The following is a 16,795-nucleotide window of genomic DNA, read 5'->3' as shown; positions in this document are numbered from 1 at the left end:
GCTATTCTAGGCTTCGCATCGGCCTTGGGAAGGGGGGGCGCCAGGTATTTTTTCAGCCTCGGCCAAGCCCTTGAAAATATTGGCAAAGCCCCGGGTTACGGGGGCTGTGGGCGATGGGCGGGGCTGCTGGGTGGAGCGTTTGCCGGAGCTTGCCAGGGCGCGGCGCGATGCCCGGGTATCAGGCTGGCGAATGATCACAGACAGTTTCCCCGTGGCTGACTAGATTGCAGTTTCCAGGCGTGTGTCTGGCCCAATAACAATAAGAGAGATCGACCCATGGATAACTCGACTCAAGCGGCGAATGCCTGGCGCATTCTGTTCCTGTTGTTTTTGGCAAACCTGTTCAACTTCTTCGATCGCACCATTCCCGCGATCATCATCGAACCGATCCGCATGGAGTGGCACCTGAGCGATTTCCAGCTGGGGATCATCGGCACCGCCTTCACCATCGTCTACGCCATCGCCGGCCTGCCCCTGGGGCGGCTGGCCGATACCGGCTCGCGCAGCCAGCTGATGGGCTGGGGCCTGGCGGTCTGGAGCGGGCTCACCGCAGTCAACGGCATGGTGGGCAGTTTCTGGAGCTTCCTGCTGGTGCGCATGGGCGTTGGCATCGGTGAGGCCAGCTATGCGCCGGCGGCCAACTCGTTGATCGGCGATTTGTTCCCGGCCCACCGCCGGGCCCGGGCGATGGGCATCTTCATGCTCGGCCTGCCCCTGGGCCTGTTGCTGGCCTTCTTCACCATCGGGGCGATGGTCAAGGCATTCGACAGCTGGCGCGCGCCGTTCTTCATCGCCGCGGTACCGGGCCTGTTGCTGGCGGTGTTCATGTTCTTCATCAAGGAGCCCAAGCGCGGGGCGGCGGAAGCCAGCAAGGTGTCCCAGGAGCGCATCGAGCGGCCGATCCGCCGGGTGCTGGCGATCCCGACCTTTCTCTGGCTGACCCTGGCCGGCCTGACCTTCAACTTCGCTACCTATGCCTGCAACTCATTCCTGGTGCCGATGTTGCAGCGCTACTTCCTGATGCCCTTGCAGGAAGCAGCGGTGGCCACGGGGATCATTGTCGGGGTGACCGGCCTGGTAGGCCTGACCCTGGGAGGCTGGATCGCCGACAAGATCCACCAGCGGGTGGCCAACGGCCGGTTGTTGTTCGCCGCCGGCAGCCTGCTGATTTCCACTTTGTGCACGGCCTGGGCCCTGCATGCCGGGCGGATCGAGATCGGTGTGTTCGTGGCGGTGTTCAGTATCGGCTGGTTGTTCGCCTACAACTTCTACACCTGCGTCTACACCGCGATCCAGGATGTGGTGGAGCCGCGTTTGCGGGCCACCGCCATGGCGCTGTTCTTCGCCGGCCTGTACCTGCTGGGTGGCGGCCTGGGGCCGGTGGTGGTGGGGGCGTTGTCCGACCGCTTTGCCCATGCGGCGATGGACGCCGCCGGGGCCGGGCAGATGACCGAGGCGTTCAAGGCCATCGGCCTGCACGATGCCATGTACCTGATCCCGGTGGCGCTGCTGCTGACCCTGGTGTTCCTGTTCATTGCCTCGCGCAGCTTCGTGCGCGATGCCCAGCGCATGCGCGACGGGCTGGCGCCGGGCGAGGCGGTTGGAGCGCCAGCGACGGCCTGAGGCAGGGCTGTTACGGACGACGATAAAAAAAGCCCGCATGTGCGGGCCTTTTTCGTGGTGCCGAAGCCGGGGAATCAGCCTGCTACCAGGACCCGGATCGCCTCCAGGCGCAGCGCGGCTTTTTCGAGCATGGCCAGGCCTTGCTCCCGTTGCTTGCGCAGGGCCATCAGCTCGCTGTCGCGGACGGTGGGGTTGACCGCCTGCAACGCGGTCAGGCGCGCCAGCTCTTCGTCCAGGTCGGCCGCCAGGCGCCGTTGGGCCTCGGCCACGCGCTCGGCGTGACGTGGGGCGATCTTGGCTTCGCCGGCGTTGATCTTCGGTGCCAGCTGGTCGCGCTGGGCCTGGATGAACTTGTTGGCGCTGGCCTTGGGCACGCTTTCCAGCTGGTCGTTGAGGGTCTCGAAGGCCACCCGTGGCGACAGGTCGTTGCCATTGGCGTCCAGCAGGCAGCGCAGGGCCGCCGGTGGCAGGTAGCGGCCCAGTTGCAGCGAGCGTGGAGCGACCACTTCGCTGACGTAGAGCAGTTCCAGCAGTACGGTGCCGGGCTTGAGCGCCTTGTTCTTGATCAGCGCCACGGCGGTGTTGCCCATGGAACCGGACAGCACCAGGTCCATGCCGCCCTGCACCATCGGGTGTTCCCAGGTGATGAACTGCATGTCCTCGCGGGACAGGGCCTGGCCACGGTCGTAGGTGATGGTCACGCCTTCGTCGTCGCCCAGGGGGAAGCTGGCGTCGAGCATCTTCTCGCTGGGCTTGAGGATCAGGGCGTTGTCCGAATGGTCTTCGCTATCGATGCCGAAGGCGTCGAACAGGGTCTCCATGTAGATCGGCAGGGCGAACTGGTCGTCTTGCTCGAGGATCGCCTCCACCAGCGACTCGCCTTCGCCGGCGCCACCGGAGTTCAGTTCCAGCAGGCGGTCGCGGCCAGTATGCAGCTCGGCTTCCAGGCGCTCGCGTTCACTGCGGGCCTCGTCGATCAGGGCCTGCCACTGGCCGTCGTCGGCATTTTCCAGGAGCGGCAGCAAACGCGGGCCGAACTGGTGCTGCAGGGCGTTGCCGGTAGGGCAGGTATTGAGGAAGGCGTTCAGCGCTTCGTGGTACCACTGGAACAGGCGCTCTTGCGGGCTGGTCTCCAGGTAGGGTACGTGCAGCTCGATCACGTGCTTCTGGCCGATCCGGTCCAGGCGGCCGATCCGCTGTTCCAGCAGGTCCGGGTGCGCGGGCAGGTCGAACATCACCAGGTGATGGGCGAACTGGAAGTTGCGGCCTTCACTGCCGATTTCCGAGCAGATCAGCACCTGGGCACCGAACTCTTCGTCGGCGAAGTAGGCGGCGGCGCGGTCGCGCTCGAGGATGTTCATGCCTTCATGGAAGACCGTGGCCGGGATGCCGGAGCGCACGCGCAGGGCGTCTTCCAGGTCCATGGCGGTCTCGGCGTGGGCGCAGATCACCAGGACCTTGGTGCGCTTGAGCATCTTCAACTGGTCGATCAGCCACTCGACCCGTGGGTCGAATTTCCACCAGCGCTGGTCGTCGTCACTGGCCTCGGGCTGGGCCTGGAAGCTGACTTCCGGGTACAGCTCGGCATGCTCGCCCAGGGGCAGCTCCAGGTATTGGTCCGGGCACGGCAGCGGATAGGCGTGCAGCTTGCGCTCCGGGAAGCCCTGGACCGCGGCGCGGGTATTACGGAACAGCACGCGGCCGGTGCCGTGGCGGTCCAGCAATTCGCGCACCAGGCGTGCGCTGGCTTCGCTGTCGCCATCGTTGACGGCGGCCAGCAGGGCTTCGCCCTCGTTGCCCAGGAAACCCTGGATGGTCTTGTGCGCTTCGGGGGACAGCCGGCCCTGGTCCAGCAGTTCCTGCACGGCTTCGGCCACCGGACGGTAGTTCTCGCTCTCGGCGCGGAAGGCCGCCAGGTCGTGGAAGCGGTTGGGGTCCAGCAGGCGCAGGCGGGCGAAGTGGCTGTCCTGGCCCAGTTGCTCGGGGGTGGCGGTCAGCAGCAGGACGCCGGGAATGGTCTCGGCCAGTTGCTCGACCAGGGTGTATTCCGGGCTGGCTTGTTCTTCGTGCCAGACCAGGTGGTGAGCTTCGTCCACCACCATCAGGTCCCAGCCGGCGGCGAACAGCGCGTCCTGGGCCTTCTCGTCGTCCACCAGCCATTCCAGGGCCACCAGGGCCAGCTGGGTGTCTTCGAACGGGTTGCTGGCATCGCTTTCGATGAAGCGTTCTTCGTCGAACAGTGCGACCTGCAGGTTGAAGCGCCGGCGCATTTCCACCAGCCACTGGTGCTGCAGGTTCTCCGGAACCAGGATCAGCACCCGGCTGGTACGGCCCGACAGCAGTTGGCGATGGATCACCAGGCCGGCCTCGATGGTCTTGCCCAGGCCCACTTCGTCCGCCAGCAGTACCCGTGGCGCGATACGGTCGGCGACTTCACGGGCGATATGCAACTGGTGGGCGATGGGTTGGGCACGTACGCCGCCCAGGCCCCAGAGTGGCGATTGCAGCTGGCGGCTGGTGTGTTCCAGGGTGTGGTAGCGCAGCGAGAACCAGGCCAGCGGGTCGATCTGCCCGGCGAACAGGCGGTCACTGGCCAGGCGGAACTGGATGAAGTTCGACAGCTGGGTCTCAGGCAGGGTGACGGGCTGGTTCTGTGCGTCGAGACCGTGATAGACCAGCAGGCCGTCGACGTCCTCGACTTCCTGCACGGTCATCTTCCAGCCTTCGAAGTGGGTGATGCTGTCACCCGGGGAAAACCTCACGCGGGTGAGGGGCGCATTCCGTAGCGCATACTGGCGAGTGTCGCCAGTGGCCGGGTAGAGCACGGTCAGCAAGCGGCCGTCCTGTGCCAGAACGGTGCCTAGACCTAGCTCCGCTTCGCTGTCACTGATCCAGCGTTGCCCCGGTTGATACTGCTGCGCCATGCTGCCTGACTCCCGCTTTGAAAAAGCCGACTATCTTAACGGAACCTGCTTGCAGTCCAAAGGATTCTGATGAAAACCCCTGGATAAAAAGTAGCGTAAGCGCTGCGTTCGTCGGGGTAGCGGGCACTATCGGCTGACGACTGGGTCACAGTTTTGCGACCGATGGCTCAAGTCGCCCATGCCGCAGCCGACAGCCTGCTGACAGGAGACCTATAACATGCTGCCACCGATGCTCCCCTTGAGTGCCGTGCCCGTCACTTCACAGCAGGATCCGATCCGCCAGCGTCCGGATATCCCGCCCGTGGTGCCGGTGCAGGAGAGCTCCAATGAAAGCACCATCGACCTGCAAAAGCGCGATGCCGAGCAGTCGGCCTTGCTGCTGCGCGAGGAACAGCAGCGCCAGCAGGAACGGCAGCGGCGCCAGCGCGAGGAACAGGACGATCCCGAGCAGCACCTGGCGGTGCCCGGGGACGAGTTGAATGCCGACAACACGGTGCCGGTGGCACCGCTGATCGAGGACGCCCCGCGCCAGGGCCTCTGGGTGGACGTACAGGTCTAGCCCGCCGGCCCCCCTTGGGCCAGCTCTTCGAGCGCCCGCAGCAGGCGCTGGATTTCCCCTTCGGTATTGAGATGGCTCACCGCGATCCGCGCGATGCTGGCCAGGCCCCGGGCCTGCATGTCCAGTGGGGTGTAGGCCACGCCGTTGGCGCCGATGTTGATGCCCTGGCGTGCCAATCGCGTCTTGAGGGCAAAACTTTCCCAGCCCTTGAGCGTGAAGGCGATCAGCCCGGATTGCCGCCCAGGCGTGCCCAGGTCCTGGCGTTGCAGGCCGGGTATGCGGTCCATGGCTGTGCGCAGCAGCCCGCTGAGGCTTGCGATGCGCTGCTCGATGGCCTGGATGCCGATCTCCTCCAGTTCTTGCAGCGCATTGGCCAATCCGGCCAGCAAGACCTGCGACACCTCGCTGGTTTCGAAGCGTCGGGCATCGCCGCGCAGGCTGAAGCCCTGGCCGTTCCAGGGCGCCGACAGCACATCCCGTTGCTGGGGCTGCAACCGTTCGAGAAAACCAGGCCTCACATAGAGCAGTGCCGTACCCCGCGGGCCGCGCAGGTACTTGCGTCCGGCGGCCTTGAGCACGTCGCAGCCCAGGGCCTGGACATCACAGGGCAGTTGGCCCAGGGCCTGGCCGGCATCGATGAAATAGGGAACATGCCACTGGCGCGCCAGGTGGCCGATGGCGGCTGCGGGGTTGATCAGGCCGCCGTTGGCCGGGAGCCAGGTCAAGGCGATCAGGCGGACCCGTGCATCGAGCATCGACTCCAGGGCCGGGACCGACACCGCGCCATGGCTGTCGCAGGGAATGACTTCCAGTTGCGCCCCCGCTGCGATCGCTGGCGCCATGCAGGCCAGGTTGCCACCCCATTCGTGGCGGCCCACCAGGATCCGGTCGCCGCTGCGCCAGCGGGGCAGGGCGTTGAAGGCCAGGCTCCAGGCGGCCGAGCCGCTGCTGGCGAAGGCGATCGCCTCGGCCGAGGTGTTGAGCAAGCGGGCCGCGAGGCAGCGGGCCCGCTCCGGCCAGTCTGTCGTCGTGGCGGCCTCCATCGGCCCTTGCCGGGCCTCGTGCTGCAACTGCTGGTACATGGCGTCCAGGGTGCCCTGGCTGGGCAGCGAGGCGCCGGCATGGTTGAAATGGCAGACCCGGGCGCAGCCCGGCGTGGCTTGGCGTAGCCGGGCGTGCTGGGCCGGGCCCAACAGGGTCACGGTTGCAGCTCGAAGATCCCGTCCACTTCCACGGCGACCCCGGCGGGCAGGCTGGCCACACCCACGGCGGTACGGGCATGCCGGCCCTTGTCGCCGAGGGCATTGACCAGCAAGTTCGAGGCACCGTTGGCTACGCCGCTGTGGCCCTGGAAGTCGCCGCTGGCGGCGATGAACACGCCGAGCCGGTTGATGCTACGCAAGCGCGACAGGTCGTCATCCAGTGCCGCACTCAGCTGGGCCAGCAGGCCGAGGGCGGCCAGTTCGGCCGCCTGGGCGCCTTGTTCCGGCGACAGGTTCTCACCGAGCCGGCCGAGCAGGGCGGGCTGGCCCTGGAGCAGGGGGATCTGGCCGGAGATGAACAGCAGGTTCTGGCTGCGTACGTGATTGACATAGTTGGCGGCCGGCTGGCTGGGCTCCGGTAGTTCCAGGCCCAGTTGCTGTACGCGATGCTTCAAGGAGTGGTTCATGGCGGGTCCTCGGATGAAAGACCAGCAGCATCGGCTTTCGCTCCGGGGGTGACAAACGGATAGATCTAATCCGATGTATCCAAATGGCTCATGGATGTTCGGCCTGTTCTTGCAACCACTGGGCGAAGCAGTGCGCGGCCGGGCTTGCCCCGTTTTCGGCAGTGACCAGCCAGTAGCCGATCTGGCTGTCCAGGGGCGGCAGGTCGAAGGCTTGCACCAGGCTGCCTTGGTCCAGGTGACGCTGGATCAAGCGGCGCCGGCCCATGGCCAGGCCTTGGCCGGCCACCGCCGCCTCCACCACGATGTTGTAGTCGTGCAGCATCACGGGCGGGTGCGGGCTGAGGTCGAAACCATGGCTGGCGCTCCAGGCGTGCCACTCGAAGGGCTGCTGGGAGTGCGCCATCAGCCGTGGGGCCCGGTCCAGGGTCGTGGCCTTGAGTTCGGGGCTGCAGACCGGGGCTAGCTGTTCGGTCAGAAGGCGTGTGGCGCGGACCCCAGGCCACACGCCCTTGCCGTAGCGAATGGCCAGGTCGACCTCGGCCCTGGCGACATCCGCCAGTTCGATGCAGGCTTGCAGCTCCAGCTGGATCTGCGGGTAGCGTCGGTTGAAGTCGGCCAGGCGCGGTGCCAGCCACAAGGTGGCGAAGGAGGCCAGCAGGCCGACGCGCAGCACCTTGGGTTCAGGTGCGGCCTGCAATGCCTGGGTGGCCTGGGCGATCTGCTCCAGGGCCGGGTGGATCTGCCGGTGGTAAGCCGCGCCGGCGGGGGTCAGGTCGATGGCCCGGGTACGGCGGATGAACAGCGGCTGGCCCAGGTGTTCTTCGAGCTTGTGCACCTGGTGGCTGATGGCGCTCTGGCTGACGCACAGCTCCCGGGCGGCCTTGCTGAAACTCAGGTGCCGGGCCACGGCCTCGAAGGCGCGCAGGGCCAGCAGCGGCGGCAGGTGCTTGGGCATTTCCACGGTGGCTTTCCTGGGACGGTTCAAGGGGCCATTGTGCGGATAAAAAACTCCCGAGGCAGAGATTTTATTGCGCCGACACAGGTCAGATGACTGGTCAGGGGCCGCGTCACGCCGCATTATTGCCCCTATTCGCCATTGATCTTTCGTGATGCACGCCATGAATCAAGAACCCAAGTTGATCGACCTGAACGCCGAGCGCGCCAAGCGCGTGCATGACCTCAACGAAAAACGCCTGAATGAAGTGCGCCAGGCATTCGAGCAAGCGATGCCGCTGGGCAAGCCGAAGAAAAAACCAAAAAACAAACCGAAAAAGCGCTGAACAGGGCGTTTTCCGTTGATGTAGGTCAGTTATTCCCCCTTCCTCTCTCCCCGTCCTTGGCGTCATTGACGCCGGTCAATTTTCCCCTGCGCCTCTTTGGTTAACTTAGCTCCATCGCAACGAGGCACGAGCAGGAGGCTGGTCATGTTTTTCGACAATGTGGTGTTCGCCGGAGTGCTGACAGTCGGCCTCATGGTGCTGTTCTTCGCAGGTTTTGGATTCTTCATCTGGAAAGACGCGAACAAGCGTAAAAAACCTTAAGTCTCTCCAGAGCAACGAGCACGCAAGGCATTTTGGGCAACTTCGGTTGCCCTTTTTTTTGCCTGCAGGAAAGGGCCGGGCATCGAATGCCGGGCATAAAAAAAGGTGCGTCCCCCAGGGGCGCACCTTTTTTCTGGCCGGGATTTGTTCGTCAGCTGCCCAAGACCTTCGAGGCGGCCCAGAACAGGCCGGCCGACAGGGCCACGGTGGCTGGCAGGGTCAGGACCCAGGCCATCAGGATGGTCTTCACCGTGCCGCTTTGCAGGCCGCTCTTGTTGGCGACCATGGTCCCGGCCACGCCGGAGGAGAGCACGTGGGTGGTGGACACCGGCAGACTGAACACGTTGGCCAGGCCGATCAGGCCGGCAGCGGTGATCTGCGCCGACATGCCCTGGGCGTAGGTCATGCCTTGCTTGCCGATCTTCTCGCCGATGGTCTGTACTACGCGTTTCCAGCCGATCATGGTGCCCAGGCCCAAGGCCAGGGCCACGGCCAGGATCACCCAGAACGGCGCGTACTCGGTGGTGGCGGTCAGGTCCTTGCGCAGCTTGTCCAGGTCGGCTTTTTCACGGGCGGCCAGGCCAGGCAGCTTGCCGACCTTCTTGGCCGTGTCGTCCAGGCACAAGAGGTAGCGACGGACTTCGATGCGGTCTTCCGGAGACAGCGAATGGTAGTCGGAAACGCCCTTGAGGCTGCTCAGCAAGGCGCTGATGGTCGGTTCGGTCTGCTGCGGGTTACAGCGGAACTTGCCAGGGAGATCATCCTTCACGCTTTTGCCCAGGGCCAGGAATTCGCCCAGGGACTCGTGGTTGCGCTGGTAGAACTGGTTCAGGTGCAGGGTGGCGTCGCGGGTACGCTCGATCTGGTAGGTGGTGCTGTTGAGGTCCAGCACGAACTGCGCGGGCACGATGCCGATCAGCACCAGCATGATCAGGCCGATGCCTTTCTGGCCATCATTGGAGCCGTGGACGAAGCTCACGGCCATGGCCGAGATCACCAGCACCAGGCGGTTCCAGAATGGCGGATGCTTCTTGTCGTCGACCTTGCGGCGCTGTTCCGGGGTCTTGTGCATCTTCGAGATCGGCCGCCACCACTTCAGGCCGATCAATACCAGCGCTGCAATAATGAAGCCGGCCATGGGCGAAAACACCAGGGACGCACCGATATCGATGGCTTTCTGCCAGTTCACGCCATCGCCCAGGGGGATGTCGTTGAGCAGGGCATTGGCCAGGCCGACACCGAGGATCGAACCGATCAGGGTGTGGGAACTGGAGGCAGGAATGCCGAAGTACCAGGTACCCAGGTTCCAGGCGATGGCAGCGGCCAGCAAGGAGAAGACCATGGCCAGGCCGTGGCCGGTATTGACATTGATCAGCAGCTCGACCGGCAGCAGATGGACGATGGCATAGGCTACGCCGACACCGCCGAGGAGCACGCCTAGGAAATTGAATACACCGGAAAAGAATACGGCCAGGTGCGGCGGCATGGCTTTGGTGTAGATAACAGTGGCAACCGCATTTGCGGTGTCATGAAAGCCGTTGATGAACTCGTAGGCGAGGACAAAAGCCAGGGCGAGCAAGAGGCTCACAAGCACCCAAGCATCCAGTCCGCTGAATAAATCGATCATGAAGGTTTTCTGACCCGGTCATAAGGGGGCGCGATTATGCCAGAAAACCCTGCTAATCAACGCACAAGCTGCTCGCCGGTAACATTCTTCAACGAAAAAACTGACCCGGAGCAGAGTTTTCTCCGATTCCTCCCAGGAACGGCAACCCATTGATTTTATTGGGCCATGACCTGTCGGCTGGTGGCCGGGGGTGGTTTCAATGGGGTTAAAACGCTTGTATGAAATTTCACTCTGAGGGCCTGCCGGGTAGCGTTCCTCGGCTCTATGGCGCGAGGTACCGAGGCTCGGGATGATGAGCATCGATAGTCTGCCTGCCGCCGAGATCATCGTGCAGGCAAGGAAGCAAGCCCAAGAAAACTCAAGCCGCCCGCATCATGGCTGGTCGGCCCTGAGTTCCTTTTCCATTTTCTGCAGTTCCTGGGTGAACGCTTGGTCGCGAATGCTGGCACGTTTGCGCCAAGGTTTGCGTTCAGGTTCGGGCTGGGCGGCATACAGAGTCACTTCGCCACCGTAAACATCCTTGTAACGTTGCTCCTGGCGCTCAAGTTCCGCGCGCAGTTCGTCTTTCGTCACAGTGTTACCTAATTGTGTAAGGTCCATTCCGATGTAACGCATGGCAGGGACGCGCCTACGGGAACGCAGACTCCACAGCACTCGGGCGTGGGAGTCGCAATCCTTGCAAACGAGCCTTTAATTGCACGCGGCTACGTCACCGGATGAAAACGCCTGTCGTAGCAACAGCGTCGTCTATTGCAAACGGATTGGCCAAATAGTGTTTGGGGTCAAGCGCTTGCGGCAGGTGCTTGGTTATCGCAGTCAATCACCTGAATGAGGTGGAAGGGTGCTAAGCCCTTTTTCCTCATTCGTGCATTATAGCTTCGGTAGAGATTAGCTGTATGTCTGTGAAGTTTAAAATTGCCAACTTCATTGTGAGGCTTTTGTTACGCGAAAGTTTTAATCATCCCCATGCTTTGGGAGTTTCCCAGGCTCTTTACCGGGACCTGATGGGTGAATGAAGCAATGAGCACGGTGATTTCACAGGATGATTGTTACCTTCAATGAATCAATGAACTGCGGATAATCGCTCCGAACCGGTTGATTGCACTGGCCAATGAGCGGTTCGATAATCGCCCGGTATTGCCGTTGCCTGTTGTAGCGCTCGGTTGATACAGCCGTAATGCCGCAGAACCACGCCGCTGGGAGCCTGGAATGAACGATCAGATGCGCAACTCCTTTACTTCGATGGCACCGCCGATCGTGGCCTCGGCGGCGAAGAGGATCCAGGCGTTCACCGGCGATCCGGACTTCATGACCTCCCTGGCCCGGGGCCTGGCGGTGATCCAGGCGTTCCAGGAACGCAAGCGGCACCTGACCATCGCCCAGATCAGCCACCGTACGGAGATCCCTCGGGCGGCGGTGCGTCGCTGCCTGCACACCCTGATCAAGCTCGGCTATGCCACCACCGACGGACGCACTTATTCACTGCTGCCCAAGGTGCTGACCCTGGGTCATGCCTACCTGTCCTCGACACCCCTGGCCGTTTGCGCACAACCCTACCTGGACCGCATGAGCGAGCAGCTGCACGAGGCCTGCAACATGGCGACCCTGGAGGGTGACGACATCCTCTACATCGCCCGTTCGGCCACCACCCAACGGCTGATTTCCGTCGATCTTTCGGTGGGTGGCCGATTGCCGGCCTACTGCACGTCCATGGGACGGATCCTGCTGGCTGCGCTGGATGACTCCTCGCTGCACGAATACCTCGAGCATGCCGACCTGCAAGCCAAGACCAGCCGCACCCTGCATACCCCGCAGGCATTGCTGGAGTGCCTGCAGCAGGTGCGCCAGCAGGGTTGGTGCATCGTCGACCAGGAGCTGGAGCAGGGGCTGCGTTCGATCGCGGTGCCGGTGTACGACGCGTCAGGCCAGGTACTGGCGGCCTTGAACGTCAGTACCCATGCCGGCCGGGTCAGCCACGCCGAGCTGGAGCAGCGTTTTCTTCCCGGCCTGCTGGGCGTCAGCCGCGAACTCAGCGCGCAGCTGTTCACTTAAGCTGTTCGATAAACGCCCAGATCCGCTCCCGGCGAATTGACGTTGTTTCCCCAGGCTGCTTAATGTCGTGCCAGTGTCTTCGGCTGGGCACATCCACAGCCCGCATTTCCTGTGCGATTCACCCAGTTGCGCCATCCAATAATAACGAAGAGGCCAGCCCCATGAGCATGTTCACAATGCGCCCTTGCCCCCATCACTGCCGCGTCGCCTTGCCTGCCAGCTGATTTGCCCTTGCCGTCATGATCCGGCCTGCCCAGGCGGAATGTTGCGCACCGGTGGCCTTGCATGGATGAACAGCCATGAACCAACCGCAATCCGCAGTAGGGAACTGCCTCGATGTGCAGTCCTTCATCAATGCCCAACCGCTGTCGCCCTACCAGTGGCGGGTGGTGATCCTGTGTTTCTTGATCGTTTTCCTCGACGGCCTGGATACGGCGGCCATGGGGTTCATCGCTCCGGCGCTGTCCCAGGACTGGGGCATCGACCGCGCCAGCCTTGGCCCGGTGATGAGCGCTGCGCTGATCGGCATGGTTTTCGGCGCCCTGGGTTCCGGGCCGCTGGCCGACCGCTTTGGGCGCAAGACGGTGTTGGTGGGCGCGGTGGCGCTGTTTGGCGCCTTCAGCCTGGCGTCGGCCTATAGCGCCAGCGTCCAGCAGTTGTTGGTCTTGCGATTCCTCACCGGCCTGGGGCTCGGTGCGGGCATGCCCAATGCCACTACGCTGCTTGCCGAATACACCCCCGAGCGCCACAAATCGCTGCTGGTGACCAGCATGTTCTGCGGTTTCAACCTGGGCATGGCCGCAGGCGGGTTCATCTCCGCCAAGCTGATCCCGGCCTTCGGCTGGCATAGCCTGCTGCTGGTAGGGGGCGTCTTGCCGCTGCTCCTGGTCCTGGTGCTCCTGGCCTGGCTGCCGGAGTCGGCACGGTACCTGGTGGTGCGCGGTGCTGGCACCGACAAGGTGCGCAAGGCCCTGGTACCCATAGCCCCGGCCCTGGTCCGCGAGGCTGGCAGCTTCAGCGTGCCGGAGCAGAAGACGGTGCGGGCGCGCAACGTGCTCGCGGTGATCTTCAGCGGCAGCTGTCGCCTTGGCACCCTGTTGTTATGGCTGACCTATTTCATGGGGCTGGTGATCGTCTACCTGTTGACCAGCTGGTTGCCGACGCTGATGCGCGACAGCGGGGCGAGCCTGGAACAGGCAGCCTTCATCGGTGCTCTGTTCCAGTTTGGCGGAGTGCTCAGTGCGGTGCTGGTGGGCTGGGCGATGGACCGCTTCGACCCGCACAAGGTGATCGGCATCTGCTATCTGCTGGCCGGAGCATTCGCCTACGCCGTTGGCCAGAGCCTGGGCAACATGGTGTTGTTGGCCAGCCTGGTGCTGGTCGCCGGCATGTGCGTCAACGGTGCGCAATCGGCGATGCCGTCCCTCGCCGCTCGCTTCTATCCGACCCAGGGCCGGGCCACCGGTGTCTCGTGGATGCTCGGTGTCGGTCGCTTCGGCGCGATTCTCGGTGCCTGGATGGGCGCGACCTTGCTGGGTATGGGCTGGAGTTTCGCGCAGGTGCTCAGCGCCCTGGTGATTCCTGCGGTATTGGCCACCACAGCGGTGCTGATCAAGGGCCGGGTCAGCCACGCCGATGCCACTTGAACCCGGAACCTTGGGCTCGCTTGCCGGCGAGCAGTCGATGGTTGCGAGCGCTGCGGGGCAATAGGTAGCTTCGCAACAATGTGTTCGATAATCGAACGTTTAGTCGATTATCGGATTGTTTCGTGGTTTTGCCCCGGCTTAACCTTCAGTCACTGCGGCGCCACCTGAGCGCCTTTCTCCAGTCGCTGGATACCCACCGGGAGCCCCCTCCATGGCTGCAATCCTCTCGCTGCACGAGGCCGTGAAGCAGTTGATCAACGACGGCGACACCGTCGCGCTCGAAGGTTTCACCCACCTGATCCCCACGGCCGCGGGCCATGAAATCATCCGCCAGGGCAAGCAGGACCTGACCCTGGTGCGGATGACCCCGGACCTGATCTACGACCAGCTGATCGGTGCCGGCTGCGCCCGCAAGCTGATTTTCTCCTGGGGCGGCAACCCGGGCGTGGGCTCCCTGCATCGCCTGCGCGACGCCGTGGAAAAACAATGGCCGCGGCCGCTGGAGATCGAAGAGCACAGCCATGCCGACCTGGCCAATGCCTATGTCGCCGGGGCCTCGGGTTTGCCGTTCGCCGTGCTGCGGGCCTACGCCGGCTCCGACTTGCCCAAGGTGAACCCGCTGATCAAGAGCGTGACCTGCCCCTTCACCGGTGAAGTGCTGGCGGCGGTGCCTTCGGTGCGCCCGGATGTCACGGTGATCCATGCGCAGAAAGCCGACCGCAAGGGCAACGTCCTGCTGTGGGGCATCCTCGGCGTGCAGAAGGAGGCGGCGCTGGCCGCCAAGCGTTGCATCGTCACCGTCGAGGAGATCGTCGATGACCTCGATGCGCCGATGAATGCCTGTGTGCTGCCGACCTGGGCCTTGAGCGCGGTGTGCCATGTGCCTGGCGGTGCCCATCCGTCCTACGCCCACGGGTATTCCGAGCGCGACAACCGTTTCTACCAGGCCTGGGATCCCATCGCCCGCGATCGCCAGAGCTTCACCGCATGGGTCGACCAGTACATTCGCGGCACTGCCGATTTCAGTGAATTCCAGGCCAAGCTGGCCGCAGCCCGGGAGGCCCGGCAATGACTTACTCCACCAATGAAATGATGACCGTGGCCGCGGCGCGGCGCCTGCGCAACGGTTCGGTCTGCTTCGTCGGCATCGGCCTGCCGTCCAAGGCCGCCAACCTGGCGCGTCTCACTTCGTCGCCAGACGTGGTGCTGATCTACGAATCCGGCCCGATCGGTGCCAAGCCCAGCGTCCTGCCGCTATCCATCGGCGACGGTGAACTGGCGGAAACCGCCGATACCGTGGTCCCCACCGGGGAAATCTTCCGCTATTGGCTGCAAGGTGGGCGGATCGACGTGGGTTTCCTGGGGGCGGCCCAGGTCGACCGCTTCGGCAATATCAACACCACGGTGGTCGGCGATTATCACCAGCCCAAGGTGCGCCTGCCGGGAGCTGGCGGTGCGCCGGAGATCGCCGGTTCGGCCAAGAGCGTGCTGATCATCCTCAAGCAGTCCGCCCGGTCCTTCGTCGACAAGCTGGACTTCGTCACCTCGGTCGGCCATGGCGAAGGCGGCGATTCGCGCCAGCGCCTGGGGCTGCCGGGCGCCGGTCCGGTGGGGATCATCACCGACCTGTGCATCATGGAACCTGAGGCAGGCAGCCATGAGTTCGTCGTCACTTCCCTGCATCCGGGAGTGACCCGCGAGCAGGTGGTGGAGGCCACGGGCTGGGCCGTCCGTTTCGCCGAACAGGTGGCCCAGACCAGCGCGCCCACCGCGCTGGAACTGACGGCGCTGCGCGAACTGGAGACTCGCACCGCCGCCGCCCATGGCCAGACCCCGGGAGAAGCCTGATGCGCGACGTATTCATCTGCGATGCCATTCGCACCCCCATCGGCCGCTTTGGCGGCGGCTTGTCCGGCGTGCGGGCCGATGACTTGGCAGCCTTGCCGATCAAGGCGCTGATGGCGCGCAACCAGCAAGTGGACTGGAGCGCCCTGGACGAAGTGTTCCTTGGCTGTGCCAACCAGGCCGGCGAAGACAACCGCAACGTGGCACGCATGGCGTTGTTGCTCGCCGGCCTGCCGGACAGCGTGCCGGGCGTGACCCTCAACCGTCTTTGCGCTTCGGGCATGGAAGCTGTGGGTACGGCGTTTCGTGCCATCGCCAGTGGCGAGATGGAGTTGGCCATCGCCGGCGGCGTGGAGTCCATGTCCCGTGCGCCTTTCGTGATGGGCAAGGCCGAGAGTGCCTTTTCCCGCAGCATGCAACTGGAGGACACCACCATCGGCTGGCGTTTCATCAACCCGTTGATGGAGGCCCGGTACGGGGTGGATGCCATGCCCCAGACCGCCGACAACGTCGCGGATGAGCGGCAGATCTTGCGGGCCGACCAGGACGCCTTCGCCCTGCGCAGCCAGCGCAAGGCCGCGGCGGCCCAGGCGGCGGGGTTTTTTGCCGAAGAAATAGTGCCGGTGCGCATCACTCACAAGAAGGGAGAAACCCTCATCGAGGATGATGAGCACCTGCGTCCGCAGACCACCCTGGAGGCCTTGAACAAACTCAAGCCGGTGAATGGGCCGGACAAGAGCGTCACCGCTGGCAATGCCTCGGGGGTCAACGACGGCGCCGCCGCGCTGATCCTGGCCTCGGCCGATGCGGTGAGGCAGCACGGCCTGACGCCAAGGGCCCGGGTCCTGGGCATGGCCAGCGCCGGGGTGGCGCCACGGGTCATGGGCATTGGCCCGGTGCCGGCAGTGCGCAAGCTTACCCAGCGCCTGGGCCTGGCGGTGGGTGACTTCGATGTGATCGAGCTCAACGAGGCGTTCGCCAGCCAGGCCCTGGCGGTGCTGCGTGAACTGGGGTTGGCGGATGACGCGCCCCAGGTCAATCCCAACGGTGGCGCCATCGCCCTGGGCCATCCGCTGGGCATGAGCGGGGCCAGGCTGGTGCTGACCGCCTTGCACCAATTGGAGCGGACCGGCGGCAAGAAAGGCCTGGCCACCCTGTGCGTGGGGGTCGGGCAGGGCCTGGCCCTGGCCATCGAACGGGTCTGACGCCGATTGCCCGCAGCTGTCGATGCGACTGCGGGGCCACCTTGTCATGGGGACTGTGGAACGGGAGTGTTGCCAAGTATGTCTAGACTGACACTGTCCCCCAT

14 protein-coding genes and 1 pseudogene are annotated in these 16,795 nt (G+C 64.1%); 9 read left to right on the top strand and 6 right to left on the bottom strand.

The features are described 5' to 3' along the window. Nucleotides 1–252 precede the first annotated feature (252 nt). Nucleotides 253–1,623: pseudogene (locus AC3WK8_RS18610) on the top strand (spinster family MFS transporter); the annotation flags it as partial. A 74-nt stretch (nucleotides 1,624–1,697) separates the two neighbouring features. On the opposite strand, the gene rapA reads toward AC3WK8_RS18610, so the two are convergent. After that, nucleotides 1,698–4,547: an RNA polymerase-associated protein RapA gene (gene rapA, locus AC3WK8_RS18605; RefSeq protein ID WP_103325406.1), complete on the bottom strand. Its 2,850-nt coding sequence runs from the start codon at nucleotides 4,545–4,547 to the stop codon at nucleotides 1,698–1,700. A 217-nt stretch (nucleotides 4,548–4,764) separates the two neighbouring features. Between rapA and AC3WK8_RS18600 the strand changes: the two genes are divergently transcribed. Continuing rightward, nucleotides 4,765–5,106: a hypothetical protein gene (locus tag AC3WK8_RS18600; protein ID WP_022642750.1), complete on the top strand. Its 342-nt coding sequence runs from the start codon at nucleotides 4,765–4,767 to the stop codon at nucleotides 5,104–5,106. Here AC3WK8_RS18600 and AC3WK8_RS18595 read toward each other — a convergent pair. From AC3WK8_RS18595 to gcvA, 3 genes are all read right to left on the bottom strand, one after another. Beyond that, entirely contained in the window at nucleotides 5,103–6,299 is a 1,197-nt protein-coding gene (locus AC3WK8_RS18595; RefSeq protein ID WP_103325473.1) for an aminotransferase class V-fold PLP-dependent enzyme, read from the bottom strand. The two genes, AC3WK8_RS18600 and AC3WK8_RS18595, sit on opposite strands and share 4 nt — an antisense overlap. A 5-nt stretch (nucleotides 6,300–6,304) precedes the next feature. Next, a complete protein-coding gene (locus AC3WK8_RS18590; protein WP_103325407.1) occupies nucleotides 6,305–6,775 on the bottom strand; it encodes a RidA family protein in 471 nt (156 codons plus the stop codon). Nucleotides 6,776–6,863: 88 nt separating this feature from the next. After that, the gene (gene gcvA / locus AC3WK8_RS18585; protein WP_207245036.1) at nucleotides 6,864–7,736 is read right to left on the bottom strand and encodes a transcriptional regulator GcvA; all 873 of its coding nucleotides are present in this window, start codon (nucleotides 7,734–7,736) and stop codon (nucleotides 6,864–6,866) included. 175 nt (nucleotides 7,737–7,911) lie between these two features. On the opposite strand from gcvA, the gene AC3WK8_RS18580 reads away from it, so the two are divergent. Further along, nucleotides 7,912–8,055: a hypothetical protein gene (locus tag AC3WK8_RS18580; protein WP_162165142.1), complete on the top strand. Its 144-nt coding sequence runs from the start codon at nucleotides 7,912–7,914 to the stop codon at nucleotides 8,053–8,055. Nucleotides 8,056–8,199: 144 nt separating this feature from the next. Continuing rightward, nucleotides 8,200–8,316 carry a cytochrome c oxidase subunit CcoM gene (gene ccoM, locus AC3WK8_RS18575; protein ID WP_007959205.1) on the top strand — a complete coding sequence of 39 codons (117 nt, stop codon included), beginning with the start codon at nucleotides 8,200–8,202 and terminating at the stop codon, nucleotides 8,314–8,316. Nucleotides 8,317–8,467: 151 nt separating this feature from the next. Here ccoM and AC3WK8_RS18570 read toward each other — a convergent pair whose 3' ends face one another. Further along, a complete protein-coding gene (locus AC3WK8_RS18570; protein WP_085596125.1) occupies nucleotides 8,468–9,943 on the bottom strand; it encodes an inorganic phosphate transporter in 1,476 nt (491 codons plus the stop codon). Between the two features lie 372 nt (nucleotides 9,944–10,315). After that, nucleotides 10,316–10,516: a hypothetical protein gene (locus tag AC3WK8_RS18565; RefSeq protein ID WP_022642757.1), complete on the bottom strand. Its 201-nt coding sequence runs from the start codon at nucleotides 10,514–10,516 to the stop codon at nucleotides 10,316–10,318. A gap of 636 nt (nucleotides 10,517–11,152) precedes the next feature. Here AC3WK8_RS18565 and pcaR point away from each other — a divergent pair. From pcaR to pcaF, 5 genes are all read left to right on the top strand, one after another. Next, nucleotides 11,153–11,995 (top strand): pca regulon transcriptional regulator PcaR, encoded by an 843-nt coding sequence (gene pcaR, locus AC3WK8_RS18560; RefSeq protein WP_085596124.1) that lies wholly within the window; start codon nucleotides 11,153–11,155, stop codon nucleotides 11,993–11,995. A 299-nt stretch (nucleotides 11,996–12,294) separates the two neighbouring features. Then, nucleotides 12,295–13,641, top strand: coding sequence for a 4-hydroxybenzoate transporter PcaK (gene pcaK, locus AC3WK8_RS18555; protein ID WP_103325408.1), 1,347 nt, complete (start codon nucleotides 12,295–12,297; stop codon nucleotides 13,639–13,641). A gap of 211 nt (nucleotides 13,642–13,852) precedes the next feature. Beyond that, complete coding sequence (locus tag AC3WK8_RS18550; RefSeq protein ID WP_085596122.1) at nucleotides 13,853–14,713, top strand: CoA transferase subunit A; 861 nt, start codon at nucleotides 13,853–13,855, stop codon at nucleotides 14,711–14,713. Continuing rightward, on the top strand, nucleotides 14,710–15,489 hold the full coding sequence (locus AC3WK8_RS18545; protein WP_103325409.1) for a CoA-transferase subunit beta: 780 nt from the start codon (nucleotides 14,710–14,712) through the stop codon (nucleotides 15,487–15,489). The genes AC3WK8_RS18550 and AC3WK8_RS18545 overlap by 4 nt, the downstream gene beginning before the upstream one ends. Beyond that, nucleotides 15,486–16,691 carry a 3-oxoadipyl-CoA thiolase gene (pcaF, locus tag AC3WK8_RS18540; RefSeq protein WP_178088029.1) on the top strand — a complete coding sequence of 402 codons (1,206 nt, stop codon included), beginning with the start codon at nucleotides 15,486–15,488 and terminating at the stop codon, nucleotides 16,689–16,691. Before AC3WK8_RS18545 ends, pcaF begins: the two co-directional genes overlap by 4 nt. The last annotated feature ends 104 nt before the right edge of the window (nucleotides 16,692–16,795 follow it).

The sequence above is a fragment of the Pseudomonas sp. FW507-12TSA genome, from assembly GCF_058781435.1.
The sequence above is the reverse complement of the archived record's forward strand: the minus strand, read 5'-3'. Positions and strand labels throughout refer to the sequence as shown.